Origin of the sequence: Desemzia sp. FAM 23990 (assembly GCF_045528485.1) — a bacterium.
GTDB lineage: Bacteria > Bacillota > Bacilli > Lactobacillales > Carnobacteriaceae > Desemzia.
Map to the genome: position 1 here is coordinate 1 of NZ_JBGQQW010000034.1, position 16,741 is coordinate 16,741.

Annotated in this window: 14 protein-coding genes and 1 other annotated feature; of the genes, 3 read left to right on the forward strand and 11 right to left on the reverse strand. The window is 37.7% G+C overall.

Going from position 1 to position 16,741, the window contains the following annotated elements:
• Window positions 1-155: 155 nt before the first annotated feature.
• The gene (gene pepV / locus ACEN4I_RS12185; protein ID WP_407103179.1) at window positions 156-1,556 is read right to left on the reverse strand and encodes a dipeptidase PepV; all 1,401 of its coding nucleotides are present in this window, start codon (window positions 1,554-1,556) and stop codon (window positions 156-158) included.
• Between the two features lie 179 nt (window positions 1,557-1,735).
• Between pepV and ACEN4I_RS12190 the strand changes: the two genes are divergently transcribed.
• A complete protein-coding gene (locus tag ACEN4I_RS12190; RefSeq protein WP_407095606.1) occupies window positions 1,736-2,563 on the forward strand; it encodes an NAD(P)H-hydrate dehydratase in 828 nt (275 codons plus the stop codon).
• Between the two features lie 132 nt (window positions 2,564-2,695).
• Here ACEN4I_RS12190 and ACEN4I_RS12195 read toward each other — a convergent pair whose 3' ends face one another.
• The 8 genes from ACEN4I_RS12195 to ACEN4I_RS12230 all read right to left on the reverse strand — a co-directional run bounded on the left by ACEN4I_RS12195 (window position 2,696) and on the right by ACEN4I_RS12230 (window position 12,800).
• On the reverse strand, window positions 2,696-3,418 hold the full coding sequence (locus ACEN4I_RS12195) for a pseudouridine synthase (protein ID WP_407095605.1): 723 nt from the start codon (window positions 3,416-3,418) through the stop codon (window positions 2,696-2,698).
• Between the two features lie 278 nt (window positions 3,419-3,696).
• The gene (locus tag ACEN4I_RS12200) at window positions 3,697-5,364 is read right to left on the reverse strand and encodes a polysaccharide biosynthesis C-terminal domain-containing protein (protein ID WP_407103180.1); all 1,668 of its coding nucleotides are present in this window, start codon (window positions 5,362-5,364) and stop codon (window positions 3,697-3,699) included.
• Between the two features lie 132 nt (window positions 5,365-5,496).
• A complete protein-coding gene (locus ACEN4I_RS12205; RefSeq protein WP_407095602.1) occupies window positions 5,497-6,297 on the reverse strand; it encodes an aldo/keto reductase in 801 nt (266 codons plus the stop codon).
• A 310-nt stretch (window positions 6,298-6,607) separates the two neighbouring features.
• A complete protein-coding gene (leuS, locus tag ACEN4I_RS12210; RefSeq protein WP_407103181.1) occupies window positions 6,608-9,025 on the reverse strand; it encodes a leucine--tRNA ligase in 2,418 nt (805 codons plus the stop codon).
• Window positions 9,026-9,100: 75 nt separating this feature from the next.
• Window positions 9,101-9,329, reverse strand: a binding site (T-box leader).
• 175 nt (window positions 9,330-9,504) lie between these two features.
• Window positions 9,505-9,882, reverse strand: coding sequence for a DUF956 family protein (locus tag ACEN4I_RS12215; RefSeq protein WP_407095599.1), 378 nt, complete (start codon window positions 9,880-9,882; stop codon window positions 9,505-9,507).
• Window positions 9,883-10,039: 157 nt separating this feature from the next.
• Window positions 10,040-10,951, reverse strand: a complete 912-nt coding sequence (locus tag ACEN4I_RS12220) for a PTS system mannose/fructose/sorbose family transporter subunit IID (protein ID WP_407103182.1) — start codon at window positions 10,949-10,951, stop codon at window positions 10,040-10,042.
• A 22-nt stretch (window positions 10,952-10,973) separates the two neighbouring features.
• Window positions 10,974-11,774, reverse strand: coding sequence for a PTS mannose/fructose/sorbose transporter subunit IIC (locus tag ACEN4I_RS12225; protein WP_407095596.1), 801 nt, complete (start codon window positions 11,772-11,774; stop codon window positions 10,974-10,976).
• 36 nt (window positions 11,775-11,810) lie between these two features.
• Window positions 11,811-12,800, reverse strand: coding sequence for a mannose/fructose/sorbose PTS transporter subunit IIA (locus ACEN4I_RS12230; RefSeq protein ID WP_407095594.1), 990 nt, complete (start codon window positions 12,798-12,800; stop codon window positions 11,811-11,813).
• A 1,046-nt stretch (window positions 12,801-13,846) separates the two neighbouring features.
• Here ACEN4I_RS12230 and ACEN4I_RS12235 point away from each other — a divergent pair.
• Entirely contained in the window at window positions 13,847-14,296 is a 450-nt protein-coding gene (locus ACEN4I_RS12235; protein WP_407127826.1) for an acyl-CoA thioesterase, read from the forward strand.
• A gap of 21 nt (window positions 14,297-14,317) precedes the next feature.
• Window positions 14,318-15,154: a DUF72 domain-containing protein gene (locus ACEN4I_RS12240; protein WP_407103184.1), complete on the forward strand. Its 837-nt coding sequence runs from the start codon at window positions 14,318-14,320 to the stop codon at window positions 15,152-15,154.
• 40 nt (window positions 15,155-15,194) lie between these two features.
• Here the strand turns inward: ACEN4I_RS12240 and ACEN4I_RS12245 are convergent, their stop codons facing one another.
• Window positions 15,195-16,241, reverse strand: coding sequence for an NAD(P)-binding protein (locus ACEN4I_RS12245; RefSeq protein ID WP_407103185.1), 1,047 nt, complete (start codon window positions 16,239-16,241; stop codon window positions 15,195-15,197).
• Entirely contained in the window at window positions 16,231-16,725 is a 495-nt protein-coding gene (locus tag ACEN4I_RS12250) for a MarR family winged helix-turn-helix transcriptional regulator (RefSeq protein ID WP_407103186.1), read from the reverse strand. The genes ACEN4I_RS12245 and ACEN4I_RS12250 overlap by 11 nt, the downstream gene beginning before the upstream one ends.
• Between the last annotated feature and the right edge of the window lie 16 nt (window positions 16,726-16,741).

Below are 16,741 nucleotides of genomic sequence, written 5' to 3' on the forward strand. Positions count from 1 at the left end.
TGGTTTAATGATGGCTAATTTTTCGTCTGCGCTTAATTTAACTCGTTTAGACAATAAAAAACACTCCCTACAAAATAGTTTAGAAATTTTTGTTATTTCTAGTGTCTACTTTGTAGGGAGTGTATCAAGTCCCAACCCTATCTTATTTATTATTTTTATTTAATGAGCGTATAAATTGCTTCAGCATAAATTGCCATGGCTTTCATCAAGTCATCGACAGCCATAAACTCATTTGCTTGGTGCATCGTGTCGACACTGTCAGGGAACATGGCTCCATAAGCTACTCCACGTTTCATTAAACGACCGTATGTTCCACCACCGATAGATTGTTCTTTAGCTTCTAATCCAGTGTGTTTAGCATAGACATCCAGTAACGTTTTTACTAATGGATCATCAGCTGGTACGTAGTGTGGTTCTTTAACTCCGCCACGACTAAGCGTAACGCCATATTCAGCTAGTTTACTATCTAATTGGATTTCGATCGCTTCCACATTCATTCCGCGTGGGTAACGGAAATTCAATGCAATAACTCCTCCATTTTCAGGAGTAAACGTGAATACACCTGCATTCATCGTTAAATCGCCCATTATGTCATCTGCAAAGTTCAAGCCTAATTTTTCGGCTCTTGAATCTTCGTGAATGTATTCTGCAATGATTTGAAGGTAGTTTTGAGCATCTCCGCCGAAGCTAAAGTTGCTTAGGAATGTTGCCAAATAAGTTCCGCCGTTGACTCCACCACGGGGCTCCATTCCATGAGCTGATTTCCCAACGACTTCAATCGTTACTTTGTCGCCATCCACCCCTACAGTTCCTGTAATAGGTGCTGATTCTACATAATCGTAAAAAGCTTTTTCAATTACATCTGCTTCTTCACTGGTAAATACAGCTGCTGCATCACGAGGAACCATATTTTCACGTAAACCGGCATCAAAACTAAGCAGCGTATTTTTGCCGCCTTCGTTGTTTCCTTTCGTATTTACATACAAGGAAACATTTCCTTTTTCACCGTTGATGATCGGGAAGTTAGCATCAGGAGAAAAACCAAAGTCTGGTTCTTTTTCTACTGATAAATAGTGGTCCATACATTGCCAGCCGCTTTCCTCATCTGTACCAATAATGAAACGTATTTTTTTAGAAATCGGCAGATTCATTTCCTTGATCATTTTGATGGCATAGTATGCGGCCATACCTGGTCCTTTGTCATCACTTGAACCGCGTGCATAAATTTTCCCATCTATGATTACAGGCTCAAAAGGATCTGTGTCCCAACCATTTCCAGGAGGAACTACATCAACGTGAGCTAACACACCCATCATTTCGTCGCCTTCACCGTATTCAAGATGACCAGCTATGTTTCCAGTATTTTTAGAGATGAAACCATCTTTTTCACCCAATGCTAAAAAGGCTTCTAAGGCTTCTTTAGGACCAGGTCCTACTGGTGCATCTTTTGATGCTTTGCTGTCATCGCGAACGCTGTCGATTTTCAACAGCATGAACAAATCTTTTAAGAAGTCGTCTTTGCGAGCTTCAGCTTCTTTTTTCCAATCAATTGCCATGTCAAAACTCTCCCCTCTTCATTAACACTTCCATTCTATCACTTTTGATGTCAGTTACCAATGTAGGGCTGAACTTTTTTCGCTTCTATTTGTATAACTTTGGCTTAATATTGTATAACTTTGGCTTAATATTCTTTTAAAACTTATAATGAAGGAGAATAGAGAAAGGAGTTAAGCAAATGAATTCTATTACAGAAGAGATCGTAACATCAACTTTAATCAAACGGTCAGAAGATAGTTATAAAGGGACTTATGGAAAAGTCTTGGTCATCGGTGGAAATGAAGATATGGGTGGAGCCGCCATCTTAACAGCTAGTGCAGCTGTTTATAGTGGTGCCGGCTTGGTCACCGTAGCCACAGCTAAAGCGAATCACGTTTCCTTGCATGCTCGTCTTCCAGAAGCGATGGTCGTGGATAGCGCTGATTTGAAAAAAGTAACTGAGCAAGTAGAAACAGTAGATGTCATTGTTATTGGTCCCGGTCTTGGATTATCTCAAGAAGCATTGGATATCTTAACTACTGTGTTTTCTAGTGTATCCCAAGACCAGTACATCGTTATTGATGGCAGTGCTATTAGCCTTATAGCAAAATATGATATCCCTTATCCAAAAACACAAGCTATTTATACTCCTCATGTGGGAGAATGGAAAAAAATGACTGGATTGTCTCAAGCTGAACAAGAAGACGAAGCTAACGCGATTCAACAGAAAAAAATTGGCGGGACGATCGTACTCAAATCGAACCGCACAAAAGTTTACTTTAATGATGCATTCTGGAAAAATACTGCAGGAAACCCAGCTATGGCTACTGGCGGGATGGGAGATACCTTAGCAGGTATGATCGCTGGATTTGTGGCTCAATTTGACGATAAAGAAAAAGCCATTCTAGCAGCTGTGTTCTTGCATAGTGAAATAGGAGATACACTTGCAGAAAAACAATATGTAGTTCTTCCTTCACAAATTATCGAGAATATCCCTTATATGATGAAACAATATTCACAAAAATAAGAATGGACTAAAATAAGGTTCTACAATGACTGACGAAAGTTTACACAACTCAAGTCAAATAGATAAAAAATAATAAATTTGAAAAAAAGAGACTGCTTGTATCAGTCTCTTTTCAAGTCTATTTAATATCAACTATTTTCTATTTTTTAAAGACTCGATCTCATCTTGAGTTAACGTTCGGTATTCTCCTAATTGTAAATTTTCGTCTAAATATAATGGTCCCATAGACAGACGTTTTAAATAAGTCACTTCTTTATCTACACTCTCAAACATACGTTTTACTTGATGAAACTTACCTTCATGAATGGTTACTTCAATTTTTGAAGTCCCTTTTGCCCCATCAGTTTCATGAATCACTAATTCTGCAGGTTTGCAATTATATCCATCCTCTAACGTAACACCTTTTAAGAAAGCCGCTGCGTCTTTTTCTATTACGATTCCTTTGATTTCGGCTTGATAAACTTTATTGACATGTTTTTTGGGAGACAGCAATTCATGGGCTAAATTACCATCATTGGTTAAAAGCAATAACCCTTCCGTATCAATATCTAAACGTCCTACTGGAAATGGCTCTTGCAATTGATCCTGCGGTTGCAATAAATCAATGACTGTCTCATGCAGATTGTCTGTTGTAGCACTAATAACCCCTTTTGGTTTATGCAACATGAAATAAACGAACTCTTGATATTCTACTTTTTCTCCAAATACCTCTATTAAATCTGTTTCTGGTGAGACTTGAACTTTACCATCTTTTTGAAAAGTTCCATTAACAGTCACAACTTTTTTCTTTAGAAGATTTTTCACTTCTTTTCTCGTACCAAATCCACTATGGGACAATAATTTATCCAATCTCATTTCTAAATTCCTTTCTCAATACACTTATCTGTTTTCCATTATACAGAAAATTGAAAAGAGAGCTAGGACATTAAAAAATCCTAACTCTCTTTTTAAGTGTGGGCTTAACGGCTTACTTCACGCTCTGGTTTTAAACGCGTTGCGTAAGCTTGATTCCCTATGATTTCATTTTACCTTTTCGTTGGGAAAGAACACCTAACTAAACGCCAAAAGTGAACTCTACGAAAGTCTAAACGGTTTGTTCCGCGCTCTGTCCTTAAACGCCTCTCTCCACGCTCTTATATTTTTATTTTTTTTCTAAATGTTGTTGCTTTTGTGCCGATCACTTTATCTGCTAGTCTTGATTTAAAGATTAGATAGCCGTAAACAGCTACCCCTACTAAAGCTACGATCAATATAACTACTAAAGCTAATCCTCTGTCGCTAACTGGAATAAACAGGTAAAGCAACTCTCTGACGACTGTTGTAGCTATCGCCATGATTACAGAGAAAATGGTTATTAACAGTGTCCTTCTCGACAATAATCCTAGATTGAAATGTTCTGTCTGATACATTGCATGAATAATAATAAGGGAAGATACTGCAAAACCAATCATCGTAGAAACCAGCATTCCGTGAGTTTTGAAAGCAGCTAGTAGTGGATATTGTAAAGCTAATTTCACAATCACCCCTATTACTAGCCCCTTTATCGCAGCACGGGGTCTGTTTGCTGACATGATCATAATGCTCACTACTGTGTACAACCCTAAAAAAATAGTCATAATAGCTGACCATTGAGTAATACTCGTTCCAAAATCATCATGTTGATAAAATAATGTATACAATGGTTCAGCCACTACAGCCATTCCCACTGACGCCGGAATGATAATAAGAAACAGCAATTGAATACTATTATTAAATTGTCTGCTCAATCCTTTATGATCTTTTTTAGCCATTAAACTACTGATCAAAGGTACTGAAGTAATGGCCATTGAACTCCCAAACGAAAGTACGATCATGATCAATTTATGCGCATTTGCTGCTGCGACACCGTAAACTCTCTGTATTTCTTTAGGAGTATAATCACTAACAGCTTTCATGATAGGATCAAATGTAAATTGATCGACTAATTGAGCAATGGTAATTCCAGCTCCGATGATAATGAAAGGAATAGCCGTTTTGATAATAGAAAACAAGATTTGATTGGTTGAAACAGTTATGTTGCTGCTAGAACTGGAACCAATAGTTGGTTTCGCATTTAACTGTTTTCTCCACACTACATAAACCAAAAATACCATACTGGCTAATGCCCCAACAAAAGCTCCAAAAGTAGACCATGATACAGCATCTACAACTGACCCATCAAATACTTGACGGATAAAGAATACTGAAGCCAGCATAAATATGACCCGCACAATTTGTTCAACAACTTGTGAAATAGCGGATGGAGCCATTGATTGGAACCCTTGAATATACCCTCTAGTTACACTCATCGTTGGAATCAGCAGTAAAGCTATAGACAATGTACGAATCACTTGTGTTCCGTCTGCAGCAGAAGCTGTTGGGCTATTTGCTGCGATAAATGGTGCTAATGCGTACATCAGGATAGCGGAAGCGATACCTGTAATTGACATAACTTGTAACCCTCGTTTATATATGTCCTTACTGATATCATACTCTCCCAACGAATTATAATGAGAAACTTGTTTAGCTATGGCAGAAGGGACACCTGCTGTAGCGACACTTAAAAACAAAGCATAAGGTGTATAACCAACAGTATATAAGGCATTGGCTGCCTCAGCTGTCGCTTTATCTCCCATCCAAGCCATCCAAGGGATAATGTAGATAGCACCTAACAGTCTAGAGATAATACTTGCAGCAGACATCCAAGCAGAACCCGATAACATTTTACTCTGTGAATCACTTTCAACATGTTTCGTTTTTTTACTTATCGTTTCATTTGACATTTATAAGCCTACTCTCAAAATATTTTGCTAGCTTACATTCTACTTATAAAGTAGACAAGATGCAATGTCTAAAGAGCCAGCTCAATCAAAATTTAATGCTTTTTTAACTACTTTGAATTAATGTAGACACCTTTATCCTTTTGCCAATAATAATGACATCTCATTTTCAGATAAAGTGAAGTCGAATACCTGTAAATTTTCTTCTAAACGATCTTTGCTTTCTGTTTTGGGTATGGGAATAACGCCCCGTTGGATATTCCAACGAAGTGCAATTTGTGCGGGCGTTTTTTGATATTTTTCTGCTAATCTTTGGATATCTCTATCATCCAACGTTTTCCCTCTATGAATTGGACTATAAGCCATCGATCGAATACCACTTTTTTCGCAAAACACTCGCAAATTTTCCTGACTGTTGCCTGGATAAGAAGAGTACTGGTTCACTACTGGTTTGATATCTCCCCATTCAAATAAGTAATTTAACTGCTCTTCATCAAAATTGGAGACACCGATAGCTTTTACTTTGCCACTATAATAAATTTCTTCTAATGCTTTCCAAGTCTTGATATTCACGTCATTGGAAACATCTGGCCAATGGATCAATACTAAATCAATGACATCCAGATTCATAGCTCCATAACTTTTCTCAAAAGCTCTCAGGGTCTTTTCGTATCCCAAATCTGTTTTCCAAATCTTGGTCACAACAGTAATCTCTTCACGTGGAATCCCACTGTTTACTGCTCTTCGAACTGCACGACCTACCTCAGCTTCATTTTCATACATCGCAGCCGAATCAATTAAACGATATCCTTTCATTAAAGCGCTATAGATCGTTTCTTCTGCTGTTTTAGCATCCATATTATAAGTGCCCAGCCCAATTAATGGAATGAGCTGCCCATTGTTCAAACGAATCATCTTTTGTCTGTTTTGTTCCATTGTATCTCCACCTTTTATTGGGTTGTATTTGTCCTGAACATATAAAAAAGCGAATAGACTCTTCGCTTTTTTATTGAACCATTATTGCTCGTCATCTTTTTCTTTTTTCTTACGTTTCTTTTTCTTATCATCAAATAAACCAATGGCAACTGCTACAGCTATCCCTATGGCCAACCAACTTGCAGCATCCATTAAAACCCCTCCTAAGAATGTTTTATAAGGCATAAAAAGATGTGCTACTATTCCTTTATAAGAATAATAGCACACCTAATGTGAAAAAAAGAATGTTAACCATCCAATACGAAACGGATCAGTTAGCTACAATATTGACTAATTTTCCAGGAACAACGATCACTTTACGGATATTTTTCCCTTCAATATATTGCTGGACTTTTTCATCTGCCATCGCTAATTTTTCCATGTCATCTTTTGAGATTTCTTTGGAAACTTGAACTTTTGATCTCAGTTTGCCATTAACTTGGAAAACAACTTCTACTTCATCTTTTTGCAAATATTTCTCATCATATGTTGGCCAAGCTGCATAAGAAATACCTTCTTGAGATTGGGTCACTTTTTGCCACAATTCTTCTCCTAGATGAGGAGCGATTGGCGCCAATAGTTGAATCAATCCTTTAATATACTCAACAGGCAACGCTTCTGCTTTATATGCTTCATTTACAAACACCATCAATTGAGAAATGGCTGTATTGAAACGTAATGCATCATAATCTTCAGTAACTTTCTTGACCGTTTGATGATATACCACATCTAACTTACCATCATTAAAAGTCGTGATACGATCACGTAACTTATCATCTTCATCCATGATCAAACGCCATACGCGGTCTAAGAACTTGCGACTTCCTTCTAGTCCGTTTTCACTCCATGCAATAGAAGCATCTAACGGTCCCATAAACATTTCGTAAACACGTAATGTATCTGCTCCATATTGTTCTACCACATCATCAGGGTTGACTACATTCCCTTTTGATTTAGACATTTTCTCATTGTTCTCTCCTAGGATCATTCCTTGGTTGAACAATTTTTGATACGGTTCTTTTGTTGGAACGACACCGATATCGTATAAGAATTTATGCCAGAAGCGTGCATACAATAGATGCAATACAGCATGTTCTGCCCCGCCGATATAAATGTCTACCGGCAACCATTCTTTTAATTTTTCAGGGTCCGCTAATTGTTCTGAATTGTGGGGGTCAATGTAACGCAAATGATACCATGAACTACCTGCCCATTGCGGCATCGTATTTGTGTCACGTTTCCCTTTTTTACCGGTTTCTGGATTAACTACGTTTACCCAATCAGTGATATTTGCAAGCGGAGATTCACCAGTACCACTAGGTTTGATTTCATTAGTTACTGGCAGCAACAATGGCAATTCTTCTTCTGGGACAGTAGTGGTCGTACCATCTTCCCAATGAATAACAGGAATAGGTTCTCCCCAATAACGTTGTCGAGCGAACAACCAGTCGCGTAAACGATAAGTCGTTTCTTTTTTGCCGATTTCTTTTTCTTCCAACCAACTATTCATTTTTTCGATAGCAGCTTCTTTTCCAAGTCCATCCAAAAATTCTGAATTGATATGAGTCCCATCCTCAGTGAAAGCTTCTTTTGTGATGTCTCCACCTTCAAGTACAGGGATGATCTCTAAATCAAATTTAGTCGCAAATTCCCAGTCACGTTGATCATGAGCTGGAACAGCCATGATAGCTCCCGTTCCATATGAAGCCAGTACATAATCTGCGATCCAGATAGGCATTTCTTTCCCGTTTACCGGGTTGATTGCATAAGCTCCAGTAAAGACTCCTGATTTGTCTTTATTCAAATCTGTACGGTCTAAATCGCTTTTCAGACTACTCTCTTTGATGTAGGCTTCAACAGCTGCTTTTTGTTCTGGTGTAGTGATTTTTTCAACCAAATCAGACTCAGGAGCTAAAACAGCATACGTCGCCCCAAAAAGTGTATCTGGTCTTGTCGTGAACACAGTAAATTCTTCACTAGATTCTTTCACGCTAAACGTTACATTGGCCCCTACCGATTTACCGATCCAATTGCGTTGCATATCTTTGATATTTTCTGGCCAATCTACTAATTCTAAATCTTCTAGCAAACGATCTGCATAAGCTGTGATTTTCAGCATCCATTGTTTCATTGGCTTACGGTAAACAGGATGTCCTCCGCGTTCACTTTTGCCATCAATGACTTCTTCATTAGCCAAAACTGTTCCTAAAGCAGGACACCAGTTTACAGCTACTTCTGCTTCATAAGCCAAACCTTTTTCATATAATTTCGTAAAGATCCATTGAGTCCATTTGTAATACTCTGGATCAGTAGTGTTGATCTCACGGTCCCAGTCCAAACTGAATCCTAGAGAATTGATTTGACGTTTAAACGTTTGAATGTTTTCAGCTGTAAATTCAGCCGGATCATTTCCTGTATCCAGTGCGTATTGTTCTGCTGGCAGACCAAAGGCATCCCAGCCCATAGGATGCAACACGTTGTACCCTTGAGCACGTTTCATTCGAGAAAGAATATCCGTTGCAGTATAGCCTTCTGGATGTCCTACGTGCAGTCCTGAACCTGATGGATATGGGAACATGTCCATTGCGTAAAACTTATCTTTTTCAGGATCTTCTATTACGCGGAAAGATTTATTTGTATCCCAATATTGTTGCCATTTCTTTTCAATGGTTTTGTGATTAAAACTCATTCCTAATTACCTCTTTTCTTAATATTAGTGTAAAAAAAATCGCCCTAAAAATACAAAGGCATTTATTCCTTGTATTCTTAGGACGAACTCAATTTTATAGTCGTGGTACCACCTAAATTTACTGCAATAATCTCTTGCAATCTCATCTTATCCTTAACGCGGATGAAACGTCTCTGCCTACTTGAAAGTCTTTCTCAGCAAAGCAACTCCTAAGGCGAGTTCAAAATGTATCTCTGCGCATTTTCACCAACCATGCGCTCTCTAAAAAAGAGCCATTCCTACTGATCCTTATCACTGTCTTTTGATTATTGATTTCATTTTAACAAATTCTAGTTCTAGATTCAATTAAAGATTTAAAAACTTTTCTCTAAGCGAACAAGAGAGCAGGAGTAAAAAAACTCAGTGCACACTTTAAAGCTTATTATCGATAAGTTACTTTTATATTTATCTAATGGCAAAAAAATTGATACTAAAAACAGTTATTTTTTCTTCTTCCCTATTGCTTTAAAAGCACCTTTGATAACCTCAAAAAAGCTCAATGAGTGTACCATGTAATCGGGGTCAACGTATTCGCGTATCGCACGAAGAACTTTTTTAGGGTCTTTTGAAGAAAAAGTAAACGTACCCGATTTTTTCGTCTCGATCGCATAACGCGGGATCCATCTGCCTTTAAACATGACTGAAGCAATCACAAGATTTACCTCTTCCCAAGGAATTTGAATAAATTTGTGCGGATCCCGCGTATTATAAAATTCAAATCCTCTATCACCGATCATGATTTTCCCATAATCTGTTAGTCCCGTAAAAGCGGTGGCATCGATCACCAAATCCACTTTTGTGTTAATTGATTCAACCATTCAAACCGCTCCATTTCATTTATCGTCTTACAGTCATTATACGTTTCTTCATTCAAATAAACCACAAAAAAAACGACTGAGACAAAAATCCCAGCCGCTCTTTTTACGATCCACTATTCATTTACAGAATTGAATCGACTGATGTTTCTTTCAGTTATTATAGTAGTCCGATCAAGTGTCCGCCGATACCAACTACGAATAAACCTAAGATGATAACAATTGGGCTAACATTTTTCTTCAATAACCACATACAGAATAATGTTAACAATAACGGTGCCAATCCTGGAATCAATTGGTCTAAGTTATCTTGTAACGTGGTCACTTTAGTAGGAGAAAGAGCCATACCTGAATTTACTTGTTCAAAGGCTTGACGCATTCCTTCTCCACCTGCAGGTAGCTGATCCCATTCAATAAATGCTCCGTCTTCCAATTGTACTTCGGAGATAACGGGTTTGAAACCAATCGATACCCATCGTTGTACTAATGCTGCCAGTACAAACATCCCTAAAATAGATGCACCTTTAGTAATATCTTGCAATAAACCACCAGAAAGGTCTTCTGTGATTTTAGAACCGGCTTTGTAACCGAATTCTTGTGTGTACCACATGAAGCCCCAACGAATCAAATTCCAAGCTACAAAGAATAAGATTGGTCCAAGAATATTTCCTCCCATTGCTAATGAAGCTCCTAGAGCTCCTAACATTGGACGTACAGTAAACCAGAACACCGGGTCACCAACACCGGCCAAAGGACCCATCATACCAACTTTAACCCCTTGGATAGCTACATCATCAACAGGAACGCCATTCGCACGTTCTTCTTCAAGAGCTAAAGTAACACCAAGAATTGGTGAAGCGATATATGGGTGAGTATTAAAGAATTCTAAGTGACGTTTCAATGCTGCTGAGCGGTCCTCTTTAGATTTGTACAATTTTTTAATGGCTGGAATCATTGAAAATGCCCAACCGCCGTTTTGCATACGTTCATAGTTCCAAGAACCTTGGATAAATGTTGAACGCCATGCCACAGCTAAGCGATCTTTTTTAGATAAAGTAATTTTTTCTTCCATGTCAATTTCTCCTCCTTCAGGATTAATAATCGTTTAAGATATCGCCAAGCGGATCACCAGTATTGTTTCCGCCGTTACTTGAAGAACCACCCATTTTAGAAAGGTTCAAGTAAATAAGAGCGATAGCAACTCCGATTGCTCCTAGAGCGATCAATGTCAATTCAGAAACGGCTGCTACTACGAAACCAAGAACAAAGAATGGCCATACTTCTTTAGATGACATCATGTTGATAACTAGTGCATAACCAACAGCAACAACCATTCCACCACCGATAGCCATACCATCTGTCAACCATGCAGGCATTGATTCTAAGAATCCTTGAACTGTTGTTGCCGGGATAAATAATAGCGCTGCAGCTGGGATAGCGATACGGACACCTTGCATACAGATTGCTAAAATTTGTAAGATTTCAATTTTTCTGAAATCTCCTTCTTCAGCTGATTTATCCATTGCGTGTACAATAGGTACAGCTAATGTACGAACAACCATTGTCAAGAAAAGTCCTGCTACTGCAAGAGGAACCGCAATCGCGATAGCTGCTGGAACTCCGGCAACCCCTTGTCCACCTAAAACTAAAATAATTGCTGATGCAACTGATGCCAATGCAGCATCGGGTGCTACGGCTGCTCCAATGTTAGCCCAGCCAAGCGCGATCATTTGAAGCGTACCTCCAAGAACGATACCTGCTGTCAAATTCCCTGTTACTAAACCGATCAAAGTACATGCTACTAGAGGTTGATGGAATTGGAATTCATCTAAGATTCCTTCAATACCAGCTAGAAAAGCAACAAGTATTACTAAAATTATTGATATAATAGACATAATAGCCCTCCTAAATAATTTATTTCTATTGTATTATTATGCTTTTGCTAAATCATTTTTTGCTTTTCTCAAAAGTTCATCCATGTTCGCACGAGAGTCATTAGGAACTTTACGTACATCAAATTTGATGCCTCTTGATTTCATTTCTTCAAAAGCTTTTACATCTTCTTGTCCCATTGAAAGAACTTTGTTTACAACGACTTTCCCAACTGAGTGAGCCATCGAACCAACGTTTACCTCATCGATTTCAACGCCGCCATCAATTGCACGTATCACATCTGTAGGATTTTCAAATAAAATCAATGCTTTTGTATTTCCAAAGCGAGTATCTTTTGTGATCTCAATCAATTTATCGACTGGGATAACATTTGCTTTTATTCCAGGAGGAGCAGCTTGTTCAATCAATTTTTTACGCATGTCGTCGTGTGCTACTGAGTCTGAAACAACGATGATACGGTTTGGTCCTACAGATTTAGACCATGATGTCGCAACTTGACCATGTAATAAACGAGAGTCTACACGTGTTAAGACGAATTTGATTTTTCCGTCTCCAACTACTGTATTTGGAGCAAGTGGTCCTTTAGGTTGTCCGTCTTCTGCAACTGGAACTTTCGCAGTGTCTGCTACCAATTCTTCCGGTTTAGCCTTGACCCCTTCTCTTCCCGCTTCAACGATATGTGCTGCAATTTCATGAGCAGATGTCATTGATAAACGAGATCCATAAGCTTCGATCAGCATCGGTAAATTCAATCCTGCAACGATCGCCCATGTATCTTTGTGTTCTTCAAATAATGCATTTGCTTGATTAAATGGCGTACCTCCCCATAAATCCACTAAGAACAACACTTCATCTTGATCATCAAAAGACGCAACTGCATCTTTCATTTTTGCTCTTACATCTTCTGGACCTTCACTTGGCATTAAAGTAATAGCGCTAACGTTTTCTTGTTCTCCAAAAATCATTGCTCCAGATTGCAAGATGCCTTCAGCGAATTCGCCATGGCTTGCTAGAATAATTCCTACCATATTTTTACCTCCTAAATAAATGATTTTACTTTTTGACGATAGGTAGCTCAATCTAAAACTTTATTCTCAATTTACTCTGACTTCTTTTTCTCCTTTCTTTTTAATATCCGTCTTAGTTCTAAACTCTAAAGTTTAGCTTTTTTCAAAACTTCTATTAGATTTTGTCTGTTATCAATAATAACTTTTAAATCTTCCAACTAAACTTTTGATTCGTTGATAATTGTATCCGATCAACAAGAGTTAGTGGAAACAAATAATAAGAACACCCTTACATTATCTAATAGTTCGTTTGAATAGACCTCAATTATTTTGGCATGATCATTTTTATTGACCATTGCTTTTTAGCTTTCACTTATTAATAAGCAATTTTCGTGCCAACTTTAGTGTATTGTTTAAATAAGTTATTACACTAACCTTTAGCTAAAACAACAGGAGGATAAACGACACACTAATTAGTGTGTCGTTTATCCTCCTGTTGTTTTACTATGGTGTTTTAGTGTATTAATACTGTTTTTTTATTATATGAGGATTAATAATTTGAACAGTTGAGACTCTGCTGCCTCTTGCAAATCTATTTTTCGCCATCTCAATTTATTTGCTGTACGCTATAATATATTAGAGCACTGTTTCAAAAGCAGACTGGATGATATCGCCAGTCACATAGATGGCTGCTTAGATGAGTAGCCCGAATACGGCGTAGACTCCTGGGGGATTAAAAAGGCACTGGTGAGACCCCACAGTGCGCTAGCACGAGGAGGCTCACCGCCGCCCCCGGACGCGAAGTGTATTCGGGCTGCGGGTTAAAAAGCCCAAATACATTTTTATCTTATCTAGCATAAAAACAGAACAAAAAGCCAAATCAACGCATAATTGTTTGGAAAAATGGAGTAATTTCTCTTTAAACTTTAAAAAAATTTTTTTACCGAGAAAATATTGACACTAACATATATTACATTTACTTTTGGTATCTGAAAACAAAATGGTAAAATAAAACTAACGTTTATATAGAAATCATTGTAAATAAATTTATGCCGAAAAGAGGAAGTATGTTGAAAAAAGACTATCAATTATACGAACACCGAGCACAATATTATGAAACAGACCAAATGGGAATCATTCACCATTCAAATTATATTCGTTGGTTTGAAGAAGCTCGAACTGATTTGATGGATCAAATTGGTTTTGGCTATGATCAAATGGAAAAAAGCGGAATTATCGTTCCCGTACTTAGTGTGAATTGTGAATACAAATCAATGGTTCGGTATAACGACCACGTGTATATCATTCCTAAAATCGAAGTATTTAACGGTATTCGCTTAGAGATCTCTTATCGTGTCATGGATAAAAAGACAGATGAATTGCGATCTTTTGGCGAAAGCAAACACTGCTTTTTAAGTGATAGTAATCGACCGATTTCTTTGAAGAAAGCAGATAAAGAATTGTATGATTTGTTTGATGCTTATGTTGGCATTAATTTTGAGCTCAATAAAAATTAATCATGTAAAGGAGTAAAAAATATGATTACGATCGGTCTGACTGGGTGGAGTGATCATGAGTTGCTGGAAACCAGCAGAAGTACAAAATTAGAAGACTACGCTGGACACTTCCCTTTTGTAGAGTTGGATACTAGTTTCTACGCCATTCCTTCAGAAAAAAATCTTCACAATTGGATGAGTAAGACACCTGAATCTTTTTGCTTTCTTCCTAAAGCTTATCAAGCTATGACTCAACATAAAAAGTGGATTGAAGACTTTTCAAGCGAAGCACAAATGTTCAGTGCCTTTCTAACTCGTTTTGAACCTATGTTGGAACAAAACCGAATCAAAGCTTTCTTATTCCAATTCCCTCCTTACTTTGGCTGCACAAAAGAGAATGTCACCTACTTAAGAAAAGTTAGAACTTGGATGAAAGATACTCCAATTGCTGTTGAGTTTCGTAATTCCAGCTGGTACAGCAATCAAAATAAGGAAGCTACTCTATATTTTTTAAAGGAACACCAATTTATTCATACAGTAGTAGACCAACCTCCAACGCCCAATAATAGTGTCCCACTTATTTCTGAAAGTACAAATAAAAATCTGGCACTTCTACGATTACACGGCAGAAACTTTGAAGGATGGCAAGGTGGAAATAGCAAAAATTGGCGTTCAGAACGAACACTTTATGAATACAGTCATGAGGAAATGAAACAATTTGCAGAGATTATTCTGGAATTGGAAAAAGAATCTGATGAAGTAGCTGTCATCTTTAATAACAACTCAGGAGGACATGCGGCCAAAAATGCCAAAGAACTCCAAGATATATTAGGGATCAGTTTTACTGGACTAGCTCCCAGACAACTCGATTTATTCTAAAAAAAGAACAGCTAAAAGGGAGTGTATCATACATCTCCTTTTAGCTGTTCTTTGCAAATTTACGTTCTTTTCTATCCCCTAATTTTTCTAAACGAGGTCGGTTGTATCGCTGAACAATAATAAATGGCAAATTAACAATCACAGCATAGATAACCATAACCCATCCAGCCCACAAAGGATTCCATAAGAAAAATAGAAACGCAGGCGGAATCATCATCCAATGCGCTAGTTCCCCTCGACGAGTTTCAATAATAAATCGTTCCAATCTGATCTGGTTAAAATGTCTCAGAGTCCTTTTGTCAAATCCTTTTCTGGTAATCTGGGTCCCATCTGGCAAGTGCGGCTTCCAATTTCGAACTCTAAACCAACGCTGCCAAATATCTCCAGAATTTTCCCAATTCTTTGTTTTGAACCAGTCTTGGTGTTTTACGAAAAAGTGAATCGGGATTTGACGCGCTATCCAAGAAATAAACAAAGGACCGTTTTTAGGAGAAAGTCCTATGTAAAGAGTTTGAAAGCTCAACATTTGTTGTAAACGTTCGTCTTTAACATATTGTTTGATCATATGGTCAGCACTGTCAAATGTTTTCAACTTAAGTGCTTGTTTGATGACAGAAGGTCTATAAAAGTCGCTTTGATTTCGAAAAGGATGTTGCAGAAAATGGTCTTTAGCTACAACAAACCGTTCATAAATATCTTTCAAATAATGCATAAACCCTTGTGCATCTTCAGCGCTGAACTCTTCTAAGGTTTTTGTCAATGTTACTAAATCAGAAGACACATCAAATTGTTCTTTCCCACCATTAAAATGAGCAGTGTACATAGGATCTAATCTTTCCATTGGAATATAATCATCCGGATCGCGTCCAGTAAGTTCAAATACTTCTCGATAAAGATCAGGCATCATCACAAGACTAGGTCCTAGATCAAAACGATAGCCATCCTTTTCGATCAAATTCATTTTCCCACCAGGGATACCTTCTTTTTCAAATAATTCTACGTTATAACCAGCATGCTGAAGACGCATAGCACTAGCTAAACCTGCTACACCTGCACCTATAACGCTCACTGTCTTTTTAGTTTCCATTTTTCTCCTCAATTCGTTTTTCTTCATTGCCATCAGCTATTTTTTCTACGCGTTCAAATTCATTATTTAAATCCTTCAGATTTTGTAGAAACAGATTACCATCTATTTCTAACCGATTGCATTGCATCACTTCCTGTAAAATACTCATGGATATAGTTTTTTTTTCTTTTACAGCTTTTTCAGTCAATGTAATGATACGTGCACGTTTGTCTTCAGAAGAAGATTGCTTTTCAGTCCAACCTTGTAACGTTAATCGATTTAAAATAGGATTTAATGTCCCGATAGACATCCCCAAACGATCACTGATCACTTTAACGATCACTCCGTCGCCTTCCCATAATGCCAACAATACTAGATATTGCGGGAAAGTTAACTGAAACGGTTTCAAAGCTCTTCTATAGAGTTTTGAAAAACCATTAGCAGCTTTGTATACTTCAAAACAAAGTTGGTCTTCTAACGAACGCTCAAAGATAGATTCATCCATTTTAAAACTCCTTTCA